The sequence below is a fragment of the Streptomyces sp. RLB3-17 genome, from assembly GCF_007113425.2.
GTDB classification, from domain to species: domain Bacteria; phylum Actinomycetota; class Actinomycetes; order Streptomycetales; family Streptomycetaceae; genus Streptomyces; species Streptomyces mirabilis_D.
Genome location: NZ_CP041610.2, coordinates 8,574,826 through 8,595,432 on the forward strand (window position 1 = coordinate 8,574,826; position 20,607 = coordinate 8,595,432).

Sequence of the window (20,607 nt, forward strand, 5' to 3'; positions counted from 1 at the left end):
GCGGACACGGTTCGGCGGGCGCCGAAGGATCGCGCGTCTAGCGTTCGCGGTATGGACTACTCCTCACCCCGGAAACCGGCCGAAGGCGTCGTCGCCATGGTGGACCACGTCCTCGATCTGGCGGCGACCTGGACGGCCTGGGACGGCAGGCCCACCCACGCCGACGACCGTGTCCACACCCCGCACAAGGCGATCCGCCGGGTCGCCGACCATCTCCTCGACCACTTGGCCGAGCTGGAGGCTCGGCTCGTGGGCGAGGAGCCACTGCCCGACCACTGGCACGCGTCGGCGAGCACGTCGCGGGCGGACCTCGCGCCCTTCACCCGCGAGGACCTGGACGAGGCGCGCAGTCGGCTCACCCGCCTCGCCCGTATCTGGGCGAACCGGCTGGACACGCTGACCGAGGACCAGCTCGACGACTCCCCGGGAGAGGGGTGGAGCTTCCGTCAACTGGCCGAGCACCTCGAGGGATCGACGTACTACGCCGATGCTGTCGGCAAGCTGACGTGATCGCCCGCAGCCCCCGCACCGGAAGGCCGACATGACTCCCTTCGCCGCGCTCCACCACGCCGACGCGCCCCTCCTGCTGCCCAACGCCTGGGACCACGCCTCGGCCGCGCTCCTTGCCGCTCAGGGCTTCGCGGCGATCGGTACGACGAGTCTCGGTGTCGCCGCGGCGGCCGGACTGCCGGACGGGGCGGCGGCGACCCGGGACCTGACCGTGCGGCTCGCGCGGCAGCTCGGCGCCGGCCCGTACCTGCTGTCCGTCGACGCCGAGGACGGCTTCGCCCAGGACCCGTCCGAGGTGGCGGAGCTGGCGAGCGAGCTGGCCGCCGCCGGGGCGGTGGGCATCAACCTGGAGGACGGCCTCGGCCCCGCCGACCTGCACGCGGCGAAGATCGCGGCGGTCAAGGCGGCCGTACCGGACCTCTTCGTCAACGCCCGCACCGACACCCACTGGCTCGGCGACGGTGTGGACGAGCGGGAGACCGTCCGCCGTCTCGACGCCTACCAACAGGCGGGCGCCGACGGTGTGTTCGTTCCCGGACTGACCGACCCGGCCCGCGTCACCACCCTGCTCAAGACCCTCGACGTGCCACTGAACATCCTCTACTCACCCGCCGGCCCGCCCGTCTCCCACCTCGCCGACCTCGGCGTACGCAGGATCAGCCTGGGCTCGTACCTCTACCGGCGGGCCCTGGGCGCGGCGCTGGACGCGATGGCCGACATCCGCTCCGGCCGCCCGCCGCGGGGCACCGCGCCGACGTACGACGAGGTACAGGCCCTCAGCACGCAGGACCGGACCTCCTAGGGCGGTGGCGCCCCCGTCGGGCTTCGCGGGGAACGCGGTGATCCGGCAGCCGTCCACCTCGGTGCCCGACAGTGCGGCTGCCTTCGGCTGAGCCGCGCCGAGCGGGTCGGCGGGAGCCTCGGAGGTCGGCGCGGACGCGGACTCCGGGGCGGACGGAGACGTCGATGCGGCCACGGACGCCGATGATGACGCGATTTCTCAACAGACCGGCTCCGATGGCGTGTTTATCCCGGGGCGCCGCCCCCGGGCCGCCCGAGTCGTGAGCGCGCGTGGTCGGGCTTACGGTGGATTTGTACGAGGAGGCGTTGTCATGCCCCTCACCCGAGCGGCGAAAGAGGCCGCGGGCTGGTGACGGCCAAGGGCGGGGAGGGTGCCGTCACGTTCCTCGCGTCGCGTCGCACGCGATGTCGGGGAGCTGCCGACCGCCCCTGACGAAAGGGAATCCCGTGCGAACCAAGAGCAATCGAATACGTCGTGTCTGCGTTGCCGCGTGTGCGGCCCCTCTGCTGGTGCTCTCCGGAGCGGCCGCCGCAGGCGCCGCGGCGACGGCCACCGTGCCCGCATCCGTGCCACGCGCCCTGCAGACCTCGCCCGGCGAGATTCTGCAACTGGTCAACGCCGAACGCGCCAAGGTCAACTGCCCCGCGCTCCACGAGAACGCGCAGCTGACCCACGCCGCCAAGGTCTTCGCGGATGACGCCGCCAAGCACAACCTGACGAACCACACGGGCTCCGACGGCTCCACGCCCCAAACGCGCATCAAGGAAGCCGGCTACAACGCGGGGCCGTCAGCGGAGAACATGTCCTGGGGAGACACCAGCGCCAAGCAGGCCGTCGACGGCTGGATGAACAGCGCAGGCCACAAGGGCAACATCCTCAACTGCTCGTTCACGGACACCGGCGTTGCCGTCAGCGGAAAGTACTCGATACAGCTCTTCGCGGCGCCTGGTTGATCCCTCCCTCTGCCGGGCGACTCAGAGCGCCTCGGCCAGCCGGTCCGCGAAGGCGACCGGGTGCTGGAGGACACCGAGGTGGCCTCCGGGGAACTCGACGAAGTCGCTGCCGCTGAGTTCGGCGAGCAACGAGGCCGTGCGGAAGGGGAGTTGGCCCCGCGAGTCGCGTCCGGCACCGAGCGTGAGCCGGGAGGACAGACCCTTCAGGGCGTCCAGGTCCAGGGCATGGGAGGTGAAGGGGCGTAGGACGTGGCTGAGGAAGATGTCCATGGGCGTGTTCTGCGCCCCCTGGGAGTCCGGCGTGCTCCGCGTGTTCTCGCCGCCGTCGGCGGCAGTCGACGCGGGGTGCGGACCGGGCTCCCAACTTCGGCCCTCCAGACCGGCGCTGAGCCGGGCCGTCGCCGCCGCCACCCCCTCCGTGCGGTGGATCTCGTACACCTCCGTGATCATCGCGTGCTGCCGGACAGCGTCCGGCAGCACTCCGATGCTCGGCGGCTCGTGCGCGACCACGCGCCGCAGCCGCTGCGGGTACCGGGCCAGCAGGTCCAGGGCGACGATCCCGCCGGAGCTGCTCCCGAAGACGCGGGCGGACTCGCCGTCCGGGAGGAGGGAACCGAGCAGCCGGTGGGCGCGGTCGCTCCACACCTCCACCCGCTGGTCCCCGACCGGCCCGTCGAGCGGGCCGCGGGACAGCCCGAGCGGGTCGTATGTCACCACGGTGAACCGCTCGGAAAGGCGTGCGACGGCGCCCTCCAGCCCCATGGGGTGACCGGCCCCGCCGGGAATGATCAGCAGCAGGGGCCCGCTGCCCCGCACGTCGTAGTGCCCGTCGTACTGCCTGTCACGCATGATCCTCTTCCTTCCGCTCGCTGCTCCGTGGCCAGTGCTCCAGGGCCGTGTGCAGGCCGTCGAGGGCCCGCTCCCACGAGGTCTGCACGTCCCTGGCGGCGTGAAAGCCGCCGATCGCCTCCAGAGCGCAGAAACCGTGGAAGGTGCTGCGCAAGAGCCGTACGGCGTCGGTGAGGTCCGGCTCGGACAGGCCGTACGCGTGGAGCATGCCGTAGGTGATCTCCGCGGTACGCCGGAACGCGTCGGACGCGGCGCCGACGGCGGGGTCGACCGGGGTGTGCGTGGCGGCGTAGCGGCCGGGGTGCGCGAGCGCGTACGTCCGGTAGGCGCCCGCGAAGGCCACGAGGGCGTCCTTGCCGGCCCGCCCCGCGACCGCCGTGGCGATCCCGTCGATCATCTCGCCCGCGGCCAGCAGCGCGACCCGTGTCCGCAGATCCCGCAGGTTCTTGACGTGCGAGTACAGGCTCGCGTCCTTCACCCCGAACCGGCGCGCCAACGCGGACAGGGTGACGTTCTCGAACCCGACCTCGTCGGCGAGATCGGCTGCGGCCTCGACGACTCGGTCGGCCGTGAGCCCGGCACGGGCCATGGGGACCACCTCTGGAGCACTCGCTTGTCTGATGTGCCTCGCCTGATTGCCTAGGACCCCTAGGCGGAGACCTAATATACACAGGCATGCGGGGAGTGAGAGGCTGTAGCGGACGGGGGAGGACGTAGTGACGCGGGGAGTACGTAGTGGTCCGGGGAGGACGTAGTGATGCTTGAGCAACTGCCCGAAGGGCTCGTCACGCCCGCGCTGGTCGTGGACGCCGACGTACTGGACCGCAACATCGCCCGCATGGCCGAGGCCGCCAGGACCGGCGGCTTCGCTCTCCGTCCGCACGCCAAGAGCCACAAGTGCGCGGAGATCGCGGGGCGGCAGCTCCGGGCGGGTGCGCGTGGACTGTCGGTGGCGACCCTGAGCGAGGCGGAGGCGTTCGCGGCGGCGGGCGTGGACGACCTGTTCATCGCGTATCCGCTCTGGCCGGACGAGAGCAGGGCGCGCCGCCTGCGCCGACTGGCCGACGTGGTCGCGCTGCGGGTCGGCGTCGACTCGGTGGAGGCGGCGCGGCGGCTGGGGGACGCGGTGCGGGGGAGTGACCGCGCGGTGGAGGTCCTGGTCGAGGTGGACTGCGGGACGGCGCGGACCGGGGTGCCGGCCGCGGACGCGGGTCGGGTGGCCCGCGCCGCGTCGGACGCCGGGCTGGGCGTGCTCGGTGCGTTCACCTTTCCCGGACACGGATACGGCCATGACCCCGAGGCCCGGGAGCGGGCGGCCCGCGACGAGGAACGGGCCCTGTCCGAGGCGGCGGAGGCCCTGCGCGAACTGGGCCTGGAACCCCGGGTGTTGAGCGGCGGATCGACTCCGACGGCGGGTCGCTGGCGCCCCGGCCCGGTGGACGAACTCCGTCCCGGCGTCTACGTCTTCAACGACGCCCAGCAACTGGCCATGGGCTGCTGCGGTGTCGACGACCTGGCCCTCGCGGCCGCCTCGACGGTCATCAGTGTCCCCGCCCCGGACCGCTTCGTCCTCGACGCGGGCAGCAAGGTCCTCGGCGCGGACCGCTCCGCGTGGGTGACCGGCCACGGCTACCTCCCCCAGTACCCCGAGGCCACGATCACCGCCCTCTGGGAGCACCACGCGGTGGTCCACCTCCCGGAAGGCGCACCCGCCCCCCGCCTCGGCGCGGTACTCGCCGTCGTCCCCAACCACGTCTGCCAGCCCGTGAACCTCGCGGACGAGCTGGTGATCGCCCGCCAGGGCGTGGAACTGGACCGCTGGCGGGTGGCGGCACGCGGCGCCAACACCTGATCGCCAGATCGCCAAATAAATTCTGCAAAAATACTTTTGGAAAGTGTCCGGTGCGCTCTAGGCTCCCGGCATGGTCAGCGACGAGCACAAACGCGTACTCGATCCCGAGCGGGACGCCGGGGCCCTGAAGGCACTCACTCACCCCCTGCGTATCCAACTGCTCGGGATGTTGCGACAGGACGGACCGGCCACCGCGAGTGAACTCGCGGTCAGGACCGGGGAGTCGTCCGCCTCCACCAGCTATCACCTGCGCGTCCTGGCGAAGTACGCGTTCGTCGCCGAGGCCGCTCACCGGGACGGGCGGGAGCGCCGCTGGCAGGCGGTGCACTCCGTGACCTCCTGGAGCAACAAGGCCATGGAGGACTCCCCGGCCAGCCGCGACTTCGTGAGCCTGTCGCGCAGGCGCCAGATCGAGCACCTGGAGGCGTCGCTCGTACGGTACGAAGCGGACGTCGCCGAAGGGCGGTTGGGCCAGGAGTGGGTCGAGCCGTCCGGGATCACCGACCTGATGCCCCGTCTGACGCCCGAGTCGCTCTCCGAACTCTGGGAGGTGATCGACCGGAAGCTGGAGGAACTGGCCGCGCGCGACGCGGAGGATCCGCGGGCCGAGCGGGTCGTGTTCGTCGCCGCGGGGCTGCCGCTCGCGCCGCGCGAGCCGGACGCGGAGCCGGGACGAGGTGAGCCGGGACGAGAGGAGCCGGGAAGAGAGGAGCCGGGTACGGCGGGCTCGGGGACCGAGGGTGGTTCCGGGTCATGACCACGTCGCTGGACTTACACACCGCCCGCCGCCGCTACGTCACGGCCTGCGCCCTCTTCTGGCTGCCCGCGGGGCTGACCACCGCTCCCCTCATCCTGCTCTTCACGGAGCGGGGCATGACCATGGCCGCCATCGCGGGCTTCTTCGCCGCCCACTCCCTCACCGCCGCCGCGCTCGAACTGCCCACCGGAGGACTCTCCGACGTACTCGGCCGCCGTGCCGTCCTGGCCGCCGCCGGGCTGCTGAACCTGACCGCTCTGACCCTCCAGGCGCTGGGCACCACCGCCTGGGTCCTCACCCTCGGCATGGTCCTCATGGGCACGGCCCGCGCCCTGTCCAGCGGCCCCGCCGAAGCCTGGTACGTCGACACCGTCCACGCCCATGCCGGCCCCGACGCCGAACTCCGTACGGGACTCGCCCGCGGCGGCTCCGCGACCTCCGCCGCGCTCGCCACGGGCACGCTCCTCGGCGGCGCCCTGCCCTGGCTCCTCGGACTCGGCCCCGACCTCGGGGCGGGTCTTTCGGGGGCGACCTCCGGGCTCGTACTGCCCCTCTCCGTTCCGCTGCTCCTCGGCGCCGTGGTCGACATCGCCTTCGTGCTGTACGTCCTGACCGCCCTGCGTGAGCCGCCCCGCGCGAAGACCACCCTCCGCGACGTCCTTCAGGGCATCCCGGCCACCGTCGTGGGCGGACTGCGGCTGGGCGCACGGGACGCGCTCGTCCGGCGCGTGTTCCTCAGTGCCGGGGCCGTGGGTTGCGCCCTGGCCGCGCTCGAACTCCTCACCCCCGGCCGCGCCGCCGCCCTCACCGGCGCCTCGGAGTCCGGCGCCGTCCTCTACGCCGTCATCGCCTGCCTCGGCTTCGTCAGTTCCGGCGTCGGCAGCCACCTCGCTCCGCTCACGGCCCGGCTCGCGGGCAGCGGGCAGCGCGCCGTCATGGTGAGCCTCGGCGCCGGGGCGAGCGGGCTGCTGCTTCTCGGCGCCACGGCGGTGTCCACGGCACCGTTCGCCACGGTCCTAGCCGCCGGCGGTTACGCCCTCGTCTACCTCGGCATCGGGGCGGCGGCGCCCAGCGAGAACGAGCTCCTGCACCGCCGAGTCCCCAGCGCCGGGCGCGCCACCGCGTTGTCCGTCCAGTCCCTGGCCCTCCAACTCGTGGCGGCGCTCAGTGGTCTGGTCGTCGGGGTGCTTCCGGCGGGGCCACTGCCGTGGCTACTGGGCGGCACCGCGTTGCTGGCGGGCGCCGTGCTGTGGATTCAGCGGGACCGGTCCACGCCCTCGCGCGCGGCGAACTCCACGAACTCGGTCCAGGTGGTGGGGGAGAGGACGAGTTGAGGGCCGGGGGTGTGCTTGGAGTCGCGGATGTGGATGGTGGTGGGGCAGGTGGCGACCTCGACGCAGTCGCCCTGGCTGCCGCTGCTGTAGGTCGACTTGCGCCAGGAGAGGGCCACTTCGACGCAGTCGTCACCCTCGCTGCCGCTGTACGTGCTCTTGAACCAGGCCAGTTCGGTGGTGCTCATAGCGCTCCTCGCATCTCCCGGAGCAGGCTCGCTGTGTCTTCTGGGGTGAGAGCCTGTGAGCGCATCTTGGCATACCGCTGCTGGATCAAGCTGATGTCTTTCCGGTCGGAGATGAGAACCCCGGTCTGCTGGCCCTCCGAGTAAGCGAACCACTCGTTCTCCGGCGTCTCCAGCAGCTGTACAGGGCCGTCGAGCCCCGCGTGCATAGTCTGCTGGCGGGGCATCAGCTGCAACTCGACGTTCCAGTGGTGGTTGTTCACCTCCAGCAGATGGTCGATCAGCCCCCGCGTGACGTCGTCCCCGCCAGTGCGGCGTTCCAGCACAGCCTGCTCGATGATGAAGCTGAACGCAGTCGGGGGCTCGCTGCGCGCGCTGAGTAACTCCTGACGGGCCAGCCGCGCGGCCACACGTTGCTCGACCTGTTCCTCGGTGGGCAGCGGCGGCACGCTCCAGATCACCGCCCGGGCGTACGCATCGGTCTGCAACAGGCCCGGAACGACGCGGCATTCGTACGTGTGCAGAGTGACCGCTTGCTCCTCCAGGTCTGCCCACTTACGGAACCAGGACGCCAAACCCGGCTGCCGCGTCGCATACTTCGCCGCTGCCCGAAGCACACCGAACGCATCCAACACCTCCTCCGCCCTCTCCACATACGCCCGCGGCGGCAACCGTCGCCCCTGTTCGATCGACGCGACCGTGGACGGCTGGTACCCCACGAGGGGAGCGAACTCCTCCTGCGTCAGCCCCGCCCGCTTGCGGCAGGCCTTGTGGACCAGGCCGAACGTCTTCAGACTGTCCGACGGTTCGGGCTCGTTCGTGGTGCTGTTGGTCATGACGGGTATGGTCACGGACGGTGACTCGTACTGTCCATAGCGTGAACTCCTACAGAACCCGGCGTACGAGTGGCGTCGCTGGTCGACGCCCATGACACCCGGGACCGTTGGGCCATGCAAGGAGACATCCGGGCCCAGGAACCGGTCACCGTACGTACGTTCACGCAACTCTTCAGCAGCACGCCGCGAGGCGCCCGGCTCGCGCGGCGGCTGGTCGCGAACCGGATGGACGTGTGGGGATTCGCGTACGACAGTGAGGCCAGCGAGGACGTGAGCCTGGTCGTGGCCGAGCTGGCCGCCAACGCCGTACGGCACGGGAGCGTGCGCGGGCGCAGCTTCCGCGTACGGCTGGTGCTGCGCGACGGCGTCGTACGCGTGGAGGTCGCCGACGGGCGGACCGAGCGGCTGCCGGTGCTGCGGGAGCCGGACGGCGAAGGCGGACGCGGGCTGGTGCTCGTCGCGGCGCTGGCCGAGCGGTGGGGTGTGGAGCCCCGGATCGGGATGGCGCACAAGGTCGTGTGGGCGGAGCTACTGGTGGGCCTGGGTGGGTAGTTGAGGTGGGCGGGGCGAGTCGACTCGCCCCCTCGCCCGCCGATCACGCGCCCGCCGTCCGGCGTTCACGTTCCGCATCGAATCTCCTCGTGGCGCGCTCTCGCACTCGCGGCGCACGACTCAGGAGGCAGGCATGGGGCACGGGCATCACCACCACGGTCACCAGCACGACCACAGCCACGGGCACGACCACGAGAGTGAGTCGCTGCCCGCCGCGTTCGACCCCTCCGTGCCCGACGAGGCCTTGACCCCCGAGCAGCAGTCGCGCCGCTCGCTGCTGCGCCGCGCGGGGCTGCTCGGCGCGGGACTGGCCGCCGGTGGCGTCCTCGCGCAGGGGGCGGCGGCACCGGCGTACGCCTCCAGCGCCACGAGCGGTCGCAGACGGAACGGGTTCCTCTGGCTGTCCGGTGACCACCACATCCACACCCAGTACAGCAGTGACGGCAAGTACCGCGTCGGCGACCAGGTCCGGCAGGGCGCCCGGCACGGTCTGGACTGGATGGTCATCACCGACCACGGCAGCGAGACGCACGCCAAGATCGGTGTCGACAAGGTCAACCCGGACATCAAGGAGGCCCGGGAGAAGTACGAGGACACGCTCGTCTTCCAGGGGCTCGAGTGGAACATACCCGGCGCCGAGCACGGCACCGTGTTCGTTCACCCCGGCAACAACGAGGTCAGCGTCCTCAAGGCGTTCGAGACGTCCTACGACGGCAGCGTGACGGGTACCAGCGGGTCCTCGCCCGCCAACGAGGCGCTCGCCGTCGCGGGCCTCAACTTCCTCGCGGAGCAGGTGCAGCGGCGCAAGGTCAAGGACGCGCTGATGCTCGCCAACCACCCGGCGCGGCGCGGTGTCGACTCGCCGCACGAGATCCGCGGCTGGCGCGACGCGACCGGCTCGGGCCGTCAGATCGCCGTCGGCTTCGAGGGCGCGCCGGGCCACCAGGCGGGGGGCATCGCCACGCCGCTGGGCATGGGGCGCGCCCGGGGCATCTACGACAACAACCCGAGCGCCGACTCCTTCGCCGGCTACCCGTTGGAGAGCTACCGCACCTGGGGCGGCTTCGACTGGATGACCGCCACGGTCGGCGGCCTGTGGGACAGCCTCCTCGCCGAGGGCAAGCCCTGGTGGATCACCGCCAACTCCGACTCCCACCAGGTGTACACGGACACCGCCGTCCGCGGCGGCCCGGACAGCGACTTCACCGCCAACGGCAGGCACACCGACCCGGTCTACGGCGGCAAGATTGACCTCACCCAGGGCGACTACTGGCCCGGCCAGTACAGCCGTACCCACGTCGGTGCCGACGGCTTCTCGTACGCCGCCGTCATGGACGGCATCCGGGCCGGGCGCGTGTGGGTCGACCACGGGCAGCTCATCAGCGGCCTCGACGCGCGGGTGGCGGGCGGCAGTCGCTGGGCGACCCTGGGCGGCGCGCTGCACGTCAAGAAGGGGCAGAACGTCACGCTGACGGTCGACATCGCGCTCGCCGACGGTCCCAACTGGGCGGGATTCGTGCCGAAGTTGGCCCGCGTGGACGTCATCCAGGGCGATGTCACGGGCGCCGTCGCGGACAGGGACACCTTCACCGCGCCGACCGCGAAGGTCGTCCGGTCGTACGAGGTGAACAAGTCCACGGGCGTGGTGCGTCTGTCGTACTCCCTCGGCGCGGTCGACCGCCCGGTGTACGTCCGGCTGCGCGGCACCGACGGCAACCGTTCCGCGACCGGTCTGATGGGCGCTGCGGTCGACCCGGCGGGCCCGGCCGTGGACGTCGTCGGCGACGCGGACCCGTGGAAGGACCTGTGGTTCTACTCCAACCCGGTGTGGGTCCTGCCGTCGTGACCGAACGGTACGTCGTCGGGGTCGACACCGGTCTGTCCGGAACCCTGCGGGCGGCCGACCATCTCCTCCTCGACCTCGCTGCCGAACTCGGCCTGGACGACGGGGTGGTGGGCTGTACGCACCATGTGCGGGAGGGGCGGCGGCACACTGCGCTGTCCTTCTCCACGCCCTCGGAGCGGGTGGCCCGCGCGGCCTGGCGGGCGCTCACGGAACGGGAGTTCGGCGCAGCTCTGGGCGCCGAGCGGCACGGTCCGGACGAGCTGGCCGCCGGCGCCGCGCACGCCGCCGCGGAGCACCTCGCGCGCACCGGTGGCCGTGCCGTCCGGTACGCCGGGGTCGACGCGCTCACGGGCACGGTGACCGTCGCCCGGCTGCTGACCGTCTCCGCGGTCGAGCGGATCGTCGTCCTCGGGGCGCCCGACGGCCCCGACCCGGACCAGCGGATCGTCACCCGCGATCACGTACGACCGGAGTGGCGCGAAGGGCGACTGACCCTGGCCGCGATGCCGGCCGTGGGCGGGACACTGGTCCCGTTCGAGGTCCCGGACCCGACACCGTGCTGCGCGGACCACTGACCCGACGAGGACGATGAGGGCAGTCAGCTGGAACCGTGGTGACGGTTCCAGCCGACGTCGCCCCCCCTGCCACCACGCCTGGAAATCGGGCACCTGGTGCGGTGCCTCACTGCAATGGTCCGCGGGAAGGTGACCGACCTGATGTCGAGCGCCGACGCACTTGACCTATGGCCAGGACATCGGTGGTGGCTTCGCGAGCGCACGAGGAACGTCACGGACCAACTCGACATGGCACACGCCCAGCCGCGCCGCTACTGGCTGAGGGACGAGACGGAACACGAACGAGCCATCGCCCTACCTGACCATGGACACGGCCTACCAACTCACCCTGCACGACGAGAACACGCGCTACGTCCTCGTGGCCTAGCCGCCGGGAGCGACCTCGTGAACGGATACACCCGCGGCTTCTGGTGCGAATGCTGGACCGAAGACCTCACCGAGACGCGGCACCCGACGCTCCGCGGCTCTTTCGATGCCCACTCGGCCGGACAGGCAGACCGCTGGACAGCGATCGCACTGCGCACCATCACACCAGCACTGGACTCCAGAGCCTCCGACGAAGCCTGGGAGTGGCTGTACGAGGGCCGCATCGAGACGAGGAGAGCTCTCCTATGTTCGGAGCCCTGCACGGTCACCATCAACCTGGACAACACAGACATCAATTGGACGGCCCGACCGACGATCTTCCTGCCCCTGGCAGACCGGCGAGACATTGAACTCTCAGCCTGTGCATACGACTTCAAGCAAGTGCGGCTCGCTCCGCTCCCCGCGCGCGGCACGGCCCCCGCCCGGGCCTGCGCTCCTGCCTCCGTCCCGCTCCAGCCCGGCCGGCGTCCGTGCCGCGCGCACAGCATGCAGCCGCTTGCCGTCGTAGAAGAGCTACGCCCTGACTGGGACAGCTGGCGGTTACGGATTACCCCAGCCGAACCGACATATGGCAAGGCTCATCGCTAGCGCCTAGACTCCGCTACGGAGCACGGAGCACCCAAGAACCTGGAACGAGTCACCGCTGAGTAACGTGACCGAGGGGTGATTTCCCTTTGTCCAGCCGGGGAGGTCCCATGGGCGGGCAGCACATGCGTTTCCCAGTCGCAGTGCATCTCCTCCTTTTCTCTAATGATCAGATACTTCTCACGCGTCGATACAATACCGGCTATTGCGACGGCCTCTACGGTGTTGTCGCCGGCCACCTCAAGGGCCAGGAAGACATAATAGAAGCCACCTGCCGCGAAGCAGCAGAAGAGATTGATGTGTCTATATCCCCTTCGGACTTGAGCCTGGTTGGGGTCATGCATCGCTTGTCGGATGAGGAGAGGATTGAGTTCTTCCTTACCGGACGATCATGGAGGGGCAACATAACCAACAATGAGCCCAATAAATGTGACGATGTGCGCTGGTTTAATGTCCGCTCCCTGCCCCATGAGACGATTCCGTACATAAGGAAGGCCATCACTCTCACACTAGACAGAGAGCTGTCACAACTCTGGTTCGAAGAGCCCGACTTTGCGAGGCCGAAGGCATGAAATCGAATCTTCATCCTTACCTTCGAATAGTTGTAAATCATAGCAAGACATGCAACATGCATTGCGTTTGGTGCCATGAGGAGGGCATGCAACGCACGAGCCCAGGACCTATGCTGACGCCAGCGCAAATCGTCTCATTTTCTCGAATCCTTTACGAGACAGGGGTTCGCAAGTTCAAAATCGTGGGAGGAGAGCCAACTCTCCGACAAGATCTACCAGAGATACTCAGCGGGCTTCGGCAGATCGACCCTGCGCTTGATCTGTCCATGGTGACGAACGGCAGCCGACTGGCAAGTCTGGGCGAGGCATATAAAGAGGCCGGAATCAATAGGGTCAACGTTTCCCTATTTAGCCTAAACCCAGAGTTCTTTAGAGAAAACGTGGGCCCAGCAAGTCTAATGAGCCGTGTCGTCTCCGGGATAGATCGCACGGCATCTCTCGGGATTCTTGGAAAGATTAATCACGTCTTCCAAGACATGGGCACATTGCATGACATATTGGCATTCGCGCGCGAGCGGTCAGTCCGCGTGAACGTACTGAACAGAATTCCATCACTGTCTTCCCGGGACGGGATGCCAATATCTCAACTTCTGGAAAAATTGGCCACATTGCCGGTTGAAAGCGTTACAGAGGAAATAGACCCATACTCTCTCCCCGTCAAAGTAATGAAGCTTGAGGGCGGTGGTGAGATTGAGGTTAAGCATCTTGAAATAGGCGCACAGCAGAAATTCTTGGCTTGCCACACGTGCCAAGTGAAGGAAATATGCAAGGAGGGGATCTTCGCTCTCCGCATTACGCCGATTGGGAAATTGCAGCCGTGCATAGTGCGCGAGGATAACTCCTTCGACCTCACATCGAACCCTTCTGTTGAATCCGTGAAGAATTACCTAGAAGGGCTTTGAGGAGCGAGATATGCGCGTGGTGGTTCTGCTAGGGGTCCATGGGGCGGGGAAGACTACGCTAGGGTCCGCACTGCCCAGTGGCAAATTCGCCTTCTTCCCGCAGATAGGCACTACATTGCGTGCGGCTGTTGATTACGGAGTTACCGTACCGGTTGAATCATTTGATACTCAGGTCATGCAAATTGAACTTGAGCGTGACGCGAAAATTAATCGAGAAAAGCGTCTGCCAGTCATCGAAAGTTGGCACATCGGGAACATTGCATTCGCCATGGCCCGTGGTTCAGATGAAACGGTGGCTCGCTATCGAGATGCACTAATGCGCCAGCTGGAGATTTTTACACCACACATAGTAAAGCTCCGCTTGCCCGATCATGACTTTCTGGAGAGAGTCACCGAAAAGCGCACGACATCATATGAAGCATTGATTTTCTACCGAACTGTAGAGTGTTACGAAAATAGCCTGGTTGACGAATTCGTTACCGACGCAGAGAATGTAATCGAGCTGTCTTCTCCTTGGTCCGTACGCGAAGCAGTTGAGTTGATCACTAGTCACTTTTAGAAACCAAAACGCTAAATGGGGGACTGACCTCGGATGCTCAACGAGCTAGTGATCGGGATCGTATCCGCCGCTGTTCTGAGTGTCCTCGGATTCATTGTGGCTCGAACGCGAGTTCGGATTACATCACGAGTGCGCCGTCAACTCGCCTTGAGGCAAGCGCAGCGTTTTAGCTTGCGAATGTTTTCAGAAGGAGTTTCTAATTTCTACGTGGGTCGTGATGAGTGGCCTCGCTATCGAACTCCATCCAGCCTCGCCGACTACCTGAGACAAGCCAGGAGCTCTGTGCAAATTGCTTGCTACTGGATGGCGCAGGGGACTCTTGAGGGGATTCCTCGGGTGTTCGCGGAGTTGGCTGAGAGGGGCGTAGTTGTAGAGATTGCCATGATCGGCCCTACTAGCGTTTTGCCAGAAGCGTTGAGTAAAGACCTGGAGATGTCGGCAGATGCAATTCGACACCATGTGAATCACGGGCTGAGCGCTCTTGGAGAGCTGAAACTTACGCTCTCTGAAAACGGCAAGCGAAATCTACACATCAAGACATCCGCAACTTTGCCACAGGCGGCTGTAATTCTGATTGACGCCGATACCCCCCCAGGGAAAATCCAACTCGAATTCCGCCCATATCGGGCGCCTCGGTGGAATAGTTTCTCAATCGAAGTTTCAGAAGTTGGATCTGCGCGACTTTATGGAACTCTCAAGAATTCATGGCAAGCCTTTTTTCGAGACGCCACTGATGTCTAGGTAGCTTTTTTGCCGCGTCGGCACCCGCCGACTGACAACTGTTTCTCGAACGGCCATGACTGCCGTCTCTTCGCATGTATGGAGGAGGCAGCGCAGCACAGGATAGAGCCTGATGGCCCCACTCACGACGATGAGAACCGCCGATCGACTGGTCTCGCCCCCGCTGTTGAGTCGCGGCCGCCGAAATCGCCGTGTGCGTGCGGATCGGCGCGGGGGCATCTTCACTTTTCCAACAGCGGTCAACGTTGTGGCGGCGATCCAGGCACCTATTGGCTAGGCCTACGTGCGGCCCTGCCAGCTACGTTGAAGTACAACCCGCGCCGCCGCGCCTCAATCACGTGCCACTGCCGTGCCAGATGCGGGGGTCAGCCACGGTCAACGGGGTTGTCTCGCGGTCGAGTTTCCGGCAGCCTGACCAGGTATTGAAGCCCCAGCGCAGCGGCACGATTCCCCCGCCTCTCTCCTAAAGCAGTGGTCCCGTCCAGGCACTCTCTCTGCCCTGTCCGCATGTGCCGATACGCGACCCCCTACAAACCGCACTTCGTGTGTCTTGCGTGCCGGTCGTCGTTCAAGCAGAGCCCGCTGCCGCCGCGGGCGCATCCGTGCCCGCGCTGCCGTACGCCGATGATCAATGCCGGGTTCGACCTTGCTGTCCCTCGCCGTAGAGACAAGGATGGCGTCCCGCCACGTGGTGTAGGGGATCAAGACACCGGAATCCGCAGGCCAGGGGCGCCGACGATGCCCGATCGGATGTCCAACTCGCCTTACCGGGACGCTTCGTGGGCTGCAGTCTCCGCAGAGATCGCCACGGGTCTCGAACCGGAACGCGTAGCGCTTGATCCCCTACACCACGTCCTGGGACACGACCGAGACAAGAGCGCTTGGGAGGCACTTGAGGCCACGCTGCGTGCCGGCCTCACCTTCCACTCGTGCGGTTGTGGCGGCCCCGGCTACCGACCGCGCTCGACCGCAGAGGTCCGGGAGCGACGCCGGGCGGCGAGGCAGCTGGGGCTGCTGGAGCCGGCGATGCTGGAGCGCTACGACCCTTGGGAAGAACTAGCGCGGTGAGGTGGGCGCGTACAGCAGCGAAATACAGCAACCCAGCAACCAGCAGCGCCCAACGGTGGCCCTCATAGCCATCGCGGTAGCCCGTATGACCTTCAATGACCGACCTCTGTAGAGCTATGGATCAGAAGGTTGCACCAGATGGGGACGGTCTGGCCTCGTGCCAGGCCGTCTCAGTTTCCCTATCATTCAGCGACGTTCACCGTCGTTCAGGCGGGTCCATCAGCAGAAGACGTCACGGTGTTCACTCGCCCATGAACGCAGGTGAACGCCTTTGCACACAGCCCACCGCCCCACCAACACGCTTGGAAAGCGAGCACACCGGAGTCAAAAGCCCTTGAACGCGCGGTGTCAGCAGATCAGGATGCAGACGTGACCTTCATGGTGGTTCGCGGAAGCGCCGAGTGCGGGCCGTACCGCTGTCCCTGTTGCGGCTTCATCACCCTGGCCGAGCGTGGAGTCTTCGAGATCTGCACCGTCTGCCGCTGGGAGGACGACGGCCAGGACGAGCACGACGCGAGCGAGGTGCACGGCGGCCCCAATCGCGGCCTCAGTCTGCGCCAAGCTCGCCGGAACTTCCACGTGTTCGGCGCGTGCGACGAGCGCAGCGCCCAGTTCGCTCGCGCTCCGCTGCCAGAAGAGCATCCTGACAGCGGCACACCCTACGGAATCGGCACCCTCTACTCGGGGTCCTGACTCCCCGAGCTTGAGCCGCACCGCATGCGCACCAGATCGAGTGGGGAACAGCGGGGGAACCACGGTGAAAGCCGCCGAGCCGACGAGGCCGGCCACCAACCGTTCATTCAGGTCAGCGCCCTACCAGGCCTCAAAGGGACGCAGCTTCCCAAGCTGAGGTCCACAGCGGTCTCTGCTGTGCTCGCGGCCGCCGCAGTGTTGTGCACTCCGGGGTAGGTGGTGAGCCGCAGGCCGCTGATCGAGCTACGTGCCGGGCCAGCCAATAGTCACATCGATGGCACGAGCCTCCCAGCCCGGGTTGTCCACCGCCACACGGACGTTCCAGGCTCCCCGGTCCCCCACCAGGCGTACGAAGCGGGTGAGCCCCTCGACGTCGCCGACAGCCAGGCGCCCATCCGGCAGGAGGAGTTGGCCGTCAAACACGGTCATAAATCTCGGATCGGCCCCCGCGGGATCGTCGGAGTTCCGGAAGACGCGCACTCGGATGAGATCCAGCTGAGGCCGTACGCGGACTGCGACATGGGTGTCGCAGCTTGCCGCATCCGCGTCTCCCAGGTCGAGGGAGGTCGGAACCCAGTCAGTCGCGCCCAGGTGGAGCACTGGGTGATTGACATACACCTCAACGCCTGCGATCTGCACCTGTGTTCTCCACTCGCCACGATCGATGGTCGTGCCAAAACCTAGCCAGCCAGGTGAGCCAGAGCCAACGCGGGGCGGGATCGCACCCACTAAGGCTGTCCGCCTGACATCACCGGCTGACATCAACGGCGCCGAACAGTGGCGGACAGGGACGACCACGGTCGGAACGAATGGCAAACCCAGAACCGCGTTCCAGGAGGCTATGGCACAGAGTGATCGAACTTACAAGGCGGCTGTCTCTCTCCCCCAACGCCCGAGCGCCCTCCCGGGCCGTACCGGGGCCGTGGGAGGGCGCTCGATGGTGACCAACGTCGACCACTGCCGATAGCTCAGCAGCAGGTCAGAGCGTTGATCGGTTAGCCAGCCGCAGGTGGCGGCCGCCAATGATCAGTTGGGGTTGTGCAGATCACGCGGCGTCGAACTGAGTGGCCAGGAACACCGCTGCCACCGAGGGGCGGACTGCGTACGTTGCACCCGCGCTCCCCTCAGGAGCCTCCCACCAGTAGAACGGAAGCCGCCGCTCACTGTTGCTGTGTCCCTTGCTCATCCCGGACAGCACCCCTGCCACGCGCCGCGCCGGATCACTCTCGTTCGGCCCGCCCAGGGCCTTATCCACCAACTCCGTGCAGTGGATCCTCCGGCCAGGGTTGCGCAGCAGGTGCTGGAACACCCGCCGGGCCTGCGGCGCGAGTTCGGCCAAGAACATCGCGGCGCGCTCCAAGTCCTCCGGACCCCATTCCGAGGCTCCATAGTGCCCCGCTTCACCAGAGTGCTTAGCCCATCGTGGATCAGCCTCAGTCAGATACGCCGTCATGCCCGCCCCCAACAGTTCGCCCCTAGCGTGTGTGTCGTTCGCACCGTACAGATCCGCCAGGACACTGCGTGTCGAATCCGTGTCGAAGTTCCACCGGCAAGCAGCTCAGCTGAGGAAGAGCCACAGGCCAAGAGGGGGACGGGACGCAGCCACAGAGCGCCCTTTCTAGGCGCTCCGTCGTTCGGAACGTGCCACAGCCGTGCCACATCGTGCGGGCAACCACAGTCAACGACGGTTCGCCGCAGTTGCGATGCCCCGTTCAGCTGGGCTACTGCTGCAGCCAGGGTGACCTGGGCGACTCCGCCGCCGACCACGGCTGCCCTTACAAAGCAGAGGTCGCGTGTGTGAAGCGGCCAGGGTCGATGGTCTTCCGATGTCAGACCGCGGTGAGATCGTGTCGCGCATGGACGCGATCTTCGACCTCCCCGTAACGAGTGCCCCCGAGCAGGTTGTCATCGCTCGCTTCCGGCTGAGTGGCGAAGAGTTCGGCGAGCGTGCTGAGCGCGCAGTGATCTTCCGCGCGGAACGCGCTATGGCGGTCGCGGTCGGGGAAGCGGGAGTTGGGGAGGTGGAGGGGAACGAGTTCGGTGGCGGCGAGGCCATGGTGTACGCGTACGGGCCTGACGCCGGAGTCCTCTTCAAGGTCATGGAACCGATACTGCGTGGACTTCCGTTCAGGCCGGCGCATGTCGTCCTGCGTCACGGGGCTGCGGAGACACAGTTTCATGTGGATCTGTGAAGGAGCGGGCACAGCAGCGCAGTGCCGCAACCCCAACAACCAAGCCAGACCGACAGCGCCCTCAGAGCCTCGAAGCGGCCGGTATGGCCGTCGCCGGCCGATCTGCATTGAGCCACCGGTCAGAAGCTCCCGCCATCAGGAGACAGCTCAACGCTCACCCGGGCCATCCGTGAGGCACCGAGAGTTTCAGGGCCCCGGAGTTCAGCGCAGAGGCCCCCGCTCGTCCACACGGCGTGTCGGCACGCTCAGGAACACATCGGGCGCTGCGGGGCCATAAAGGATGTTGAATGTCTCCAGTTGATAGGACCAGGCCCCGTCACAACTGCCGACGAACCGGTGGTTGATCTGCCATTGCAGCCACTGGCCGGGAGCCAGGCGAACGGCGGGCGGGCGTCGATTGCGTCGAGGCATGCCAAACATGGTCACCTCTGGCGGATCCACGCGCAGCAAGCCGTCGACTTCGCGGAGGATCATGCCGGGCGCCGACAGATCCCGCACCTGCATACGAGGCTCGAAGGAATCGGCCTCTCCCATAGCGACCTCATGGAGGGCAGAACTCAAGCCCGGAGGCAGCAAGAAGACCGTTGGGGCAGCGTTCCTCCGGGCAGCTTCAGAGCCGCCGCGCGACTTCTTCGTCCACGACGTGCGCACCCGCTGAACGACAGCATCCATGGGGCTCGATCATCAAGCATGACGCCGTACCGCGGCCACAGAGTTGGATACCGTGCCAGACCCGTGCCAGATCGTTGCGGGGAATCACGGGGAACACCGGGCACCAAGTCGGCGGTCAGCTGGACGCCGGCACCACGCCACCGCAGGTCGACCGGGCAACCCGTCCCGGAACACCTCAGCTTCCCAAGCTCAGTGTGCGGACGGTGCTGACGCAAACGATGCCCTCCGATACGGTCCCGAGGCATGGCGAATGGCAGCGGTGTGCCGGAGAAGGTGGCGTGGATCCTGGTTCGGGACGACCGGGTGTTGGTGACGCGTAGTCACGGCAGAGATCGCTTCTACTTCCCGGGCGGTCATCGTGAGCCGGGCGAGTCCGACGGCGAGACCCTGGTGCGGGAGATCGACGAGGAACTGCAGGCGGCGATCGACCCCGGTTCCATGGTGCACTTCGGCACGTTCGAGATCGGCGAGGGCCATCCGGATCACGGCCCTTTCCGAATGATCTGTTACACCGCCGATCACCGCGGTGAGCTGACCCCGTCGAGGGAGATCGCCGAGAAGGCGTGGTTCCGCTACGCCGATCGGGACCGAGTCTCGGCCGTCGACGAGATGGCCTTCGACGCGCTTTACGAGGCCGGGCGGCTTTCCTGATCCCGTGACCGCTGTACAGCAGTGGAGTACAGCGAGCACCACGACCGCAGCCGAGTGATATCGCTCGTACCAAGACGGCGCAGCGCCTGCCACCAGCGCAGCCAACGCTTCGAGCGAGACCTTGCCGCCGGGTGGCAACCGGACGTACGTCGCTCGGGAAAGCCCAGCTCACCAAGATCCCCGACAAGACCCAGGGAAAGAAGCAGCAGCCCCCGACGATCAAGCCCCCTACCGGCGCGGACCCGCGGGCAGGGGGCTTGTCGCTGTGGACGCCGATCGGCGGTCAGGCTGCTGGTGTCAGCGATCCCGCGATGAGGAAGTCCCGCGATCGGACGATCAGAAGGAGACGGTCAGGCCGACCTGGTGGTACTGGCCGACGGTGTCCAGGACCTCGTCCTTGACCGCGCCGAACTGACCCACGAGGTCCGAGCTACTGATCGCCGTGGGGCCGGCGGCCATGCCGACCTGCGGGCTCAGACCGCCGGAGACGGTGTCGAGCTCGGCGTCAGAGATTTCGAGGGTCTGAACCTGGGGAGCGGAGTTCATGATGAAACTGCC

At 67.1% G+C, this 20,607-nt stretch carries 24 protein-coding genes and 1 pseudogene; 17 read left to right on the forward strand and 8 right to left on the reverse strand.

The annotated features are described in order from the left end of the window. Window positions 1-51 precede the first annotated feature (51 nt). The 3 genes from FNV62_RS38485 (at window position 52) to FNV62_RS38495 (ending at window position 2,265) form a co-directional block, all read left to right on the forward strand. Window positions 52-510, forward strand: coding sequence for a hypothetical protein (locus FNV62_RS38485; protein ID WP_143609481.1), 459 nt, complete (start codon window positions 52-54; stop codon window positions 508-510). 31 nt (window positions 511-541) lie between these two features. Beyond that, on the forward strand, window positions 542-1,312 hold the full coding sequence (locus tag FNV62_RS38490; protein WP_143609482.1) for an isocitrate lyase/PEP mutase family protein: 771 nt from the start codon (window positions 542-544) through the stop codon (window positions 1,310-1,312). A gap of 446 nt (window positions 1,313-1,758) precedes the next feature. Then, on the forward strand, window positions 1,759-2,265 hold the full coding sequence (locus FNV62_RS38495) for a CAP domain-containing protein (RefSeq protein ID WP_164331829.1): 507 nt from the start codon (window positions 1,759-1,761) through the stop codon (window positions 2,263-2,265). 21 nt (window positions 2,266-2,286) lie between these two features. Here FNV62_RS38495 and FNV62_RS38500 read toward each other — a convergent pair whose 3' ends face one another. Together FNV62_RS38500 and FNV62_RS38505 are read right to left on the reverse strand one after the other, a co-directional pair. Beyond that, complete coding sequence (locus FNV62_RS38500) at window positions 2,287-3,114, reverse strand: alpha/beta fold hydrolase (RefSeq protein WP_143609484.1); 828 nt, start codon at window positions 3,112-3,114, stop codon at window positions 2,287-2,289. Next, window positions 3,107-3,703, reverse strand: a complete 597-nt coding sequence (locus FNV62_RS38505; protein WP_054234069.1) for a TetR/AcrR family transcriptional regulator — start codon at window positions 3,701-3,703, stop codon at window positions 3,107-3,109. The genes FNV62_RS38500 and FNV62_RS38505 overlap by 8 nt, the downstream gene beginning before the upstream one ends. A gap of 168 nt (window positions 3,704-3,871) precedes the next feature. On the opposite strand from FNV62_RS38505, the gene FNV62_RS38510 reads away from it, so the two are divergent. From FNV62_RS38510 to FNV62_RS38520, 3 genes are all read left to right on the forward strand, one after another. Further along, on the forward strand, window positions 3,872-4,966 hold the full coding sequence (locus FNV62_RS38510) for an alanine racemase (protein WP_143603255.1): 1,095 nt from the start codon (window positions 3,872-3,874) through the stop codon (window positions 4,964-4,966). A gap of 70 nt (window positions 4,967-5,036) precedes the next feature. Then, window positions 5,037-5,723, forward strand: a complete 687-nt coding sequence (locus FNV62_RS38515; RefSeq protein WP_143609485.1) for an ArsR/SmtB family transcription factor — start codon at window positions 5,037-5,039, stop codon at window positions 5,721-5,723. Further along, entirely contained in the window at window positions 5,720-7,057 is a 1,338-nt protein-coding gene (locus FNV62_RS38520) for an MFS transporter (RefSeq protein ID WP_143628538.1), read from the forward strand. Before FNV62_RS38515 ends, FNV62_RS38520 begins: the two co-directional genes overlap by 4 nt. Here FNV62_RS38520 and FNV62_RS38525 read toward each other — a convergent pair. Together FNV62_RS38525 and FNV62_RS38530 are read right to left on the reverse strand one after the other, a co-directional pair. Beyond that, complete coding sequence (locus FNV62_RS38525) at window positions 6,979-7,242, reverse strand: DUF397 domain-containing protein (protein ID WP_143609487.1); 264 nt, start codon at window positions 7,240-7,242, stop codon at window positions 6,979-6,981. The genes FNV62_RS38520 and FNV62_RS38525 overlap by 79 nt on opposite strands. Further along, window positions 7,239-8,075, reverse strand: coding sequence for a helix-turn-helix domain-containing protein (locus tag FNV62_RS38530; RefSeq protein ID WP_143628539.1), 837 nt, complete (start codon window positions 8,073-8,075; stop codon window positions 7,239-7,241). Before FNV62_RS38530 ends, FNV62_RS38525 begins: the two co-directional genes overlap by 4 nt. 114 nt (window positions 8,076-8,189) lie before the next feature. Between FNV62_RS38530 and FNV62_RS38535 the strand changes: the two genes are divergently transcribed. From FNV62_RS38535 to FNV62_RS38570, 9 genes and pseudogenes are all read left to right on the forward strand, one after another. Further along, window positions 8,190-8,627, forward strand: a complete 438-nt coding sequence (locus FNV62_RS38535; protein WP_060898683.1) for an ATP-binding protein — start codon at window positions 8,190-8,192, stop codon at window positions 8,625-8,627. Window positions 8,628-8,760: 133 nt separating this feature from the next. Next, a complete protein-coding gene (locus FNV62_RS38540) occupies window positions 8,761-10,473 on the forward strand; it encodes a PHP domain-containing protein (protein WP_143609489.1) in 1,713 nt (570 codons plus the stop codon). Beyond that, window positions 10,470-11,048, forward strand: a complete 579-nt coding sequence (locus FNV62_RS38545) for a hypothetical protein (protein WP_143609490.1) — start codon at window positions 10,470-10,472, stop codon at window positions 11,046-11,048. The genes FNV62_RS38540 and FNV62_RS38545 overlap by 4 nt, the downstream gene beginning before the upstream one ends. A gap of 384 nt (window positions 11,049-11,432) precedes the next feature. Continuing rightward, a pseudogene (locus tag FNV62_RS56025) lies at window positions 11,433-11,792 on the forward strand (hypothetical protein); the annotation flags it as partial. Window positions 11,793-12,109: 317 nt separating this feature from the next. Then, window positions 12,110-12,571, forward strand: coding sequence for an NUDIX hydrolase (locus tag FNV62_RS38550; protein WP_144315860.1), 462 nt, complete (start codon window positions 12,110-12,112; stop codon window positions 12,569-12,571). Further along, a complete protein-coding gene (locus FNV62_RS38555; RefSeq protein WP_144315861.1) occupies window positions 12,568-13,473 on the forward strand; it encodes a radical SAM protein in 906 nt (301 codons plus the stop codon). Before FNV62_RS38550 ends, FNV62_RS38555 begins: the two co-directional genes overlap by 4 nt. Before the next feature lie 10 nt (window positions 13,474-13,483). Further along, window positions 13,484-14,032 (forward strand): hypothetical protein, encoded by a 549-nt coding sequence (locus FNV62_RS38560; protein WP_144315862.1) that lies wholly within the window; start codon window positions 13,484-13,486, stop codon window positions 14,030-14,032. 129 nt (window positions 14,033-14,161) lie between these two features. Then, the gene (locus FNV62_RS38565) at window positions 14,162-14,773 is read left to right on the forward strand and encodes a hypothetical protein (protein WP_144315863.1); all 612 of its coding nucleotides are present in this window, start codon (window positions 14,162-14,164) and stop codon (window positions 14,771-14,773) included. Window positions 14,774-16,219: 1,446 nt separating this feature from the next. Further along, on the forward strand, window positions 16,220-16,534 hold the full coding sequence (locus tag FNV62_RS38570) for a CPCC family cysteine-rich protein (RefSeq protein ID WP_144316542.1): 315 nt from the start codon (window positions 16,220-16,222) through the stop codon (window positions 16,532-16,534). A gap of 243 nt (window positions 16,535-16,777) precedes the next feature. Here the strand turns inward: FNV62_RS38570 and FNV62_RS56030 are convergent, their stop codons facing one another. Together FNV62_RS56030 and FNV62_RS38580 are read right to left on the reverse strand one after the other, a co-directional pair. After that, window positions 16,778-16,963, reverse strand: a complete 186-nt coding sequence (locus FNV62_RS56030; protein ID WP_225900510.1) for a hypothetical protein — start codon at window positions 16,961-16,963, stop codon at window positions 16,778-16,780. A 616-nt stretch (window positions 16,964-17,579) separates the two neighbouring features. After that, window positions 17,580-17,894, reverse strand: coding sequence for a DUF6416 domain-containing protein (locus FNV62_RS38580; RefSeq protein ID WP_263986790.1), 315 nt, complete (start codon window positions 17,892-17,894; stop codon window positions 17,580-17,582). Window positions 17,895-18,390: 496 nt separating this feature from the next. Between FNV62_RS38580 and FNV62_RS38585 the strand changes: the two genes are divergently transcribed. Beyond that, window positions 18,391-18,726 carry a hypothetical protein gene (locus FNV62_RS38585; protein WP_143628541.1) on the forward strand — a complete coding sequence of 112 codons (336 nt, stop codon included), beginning with the start codon at window positions 18,391-18,393 and terminating at the stop codon, window positions 18,724-18,726. Between the two features lie 201 nt (window positions 18,727-18,927). On the opposite strand, the gene FNV62_RS38590 is transcribed toward FNV62_RS38585, so the two are convergent. Then, window positions 18,928-19,260, reverse strand: a complete 333-nt coding sequence (locus FNV62_RS38590) for a hypothetical protein (protein ID WP_313905051.1) — start codon at window positions 19,258-19,260, stop codon at window positions 18,928-18,930. 381 nt (window positions 19,261-19,641) lie between these two features. Between FNV62_RS38590 and FNV62_RS38595 the strand changes: the two genes are divergently transcribed. Continuing rightward, window positions 19,642-20,049: an NUDIX hydrolase gene (locus FNV62_RS38595; protein ID WP_143603276.1), complete on the forward strand. Its 408-nt coding sequence runs from the start codon at window positions 19,642-19,644 to the stop codon at window positions 20,047-20,049. 336 nt (window positions 20,050-20,385) lie between these two features. Here the strand turns inward: FNV62_RS38595 and FNV62_RS38600 are convergent, their stop codons facing one another. Next, entirely contained in the window at window positions 20,386-20,595 is a 210-nt protein-coding gene (locus FNV62_RS38600; protein WP_060897029.1) for a hypothetical protein, read from the reverse strand. Window positions 20,596-20,607 lie beyond the last annotated feature (12 nt).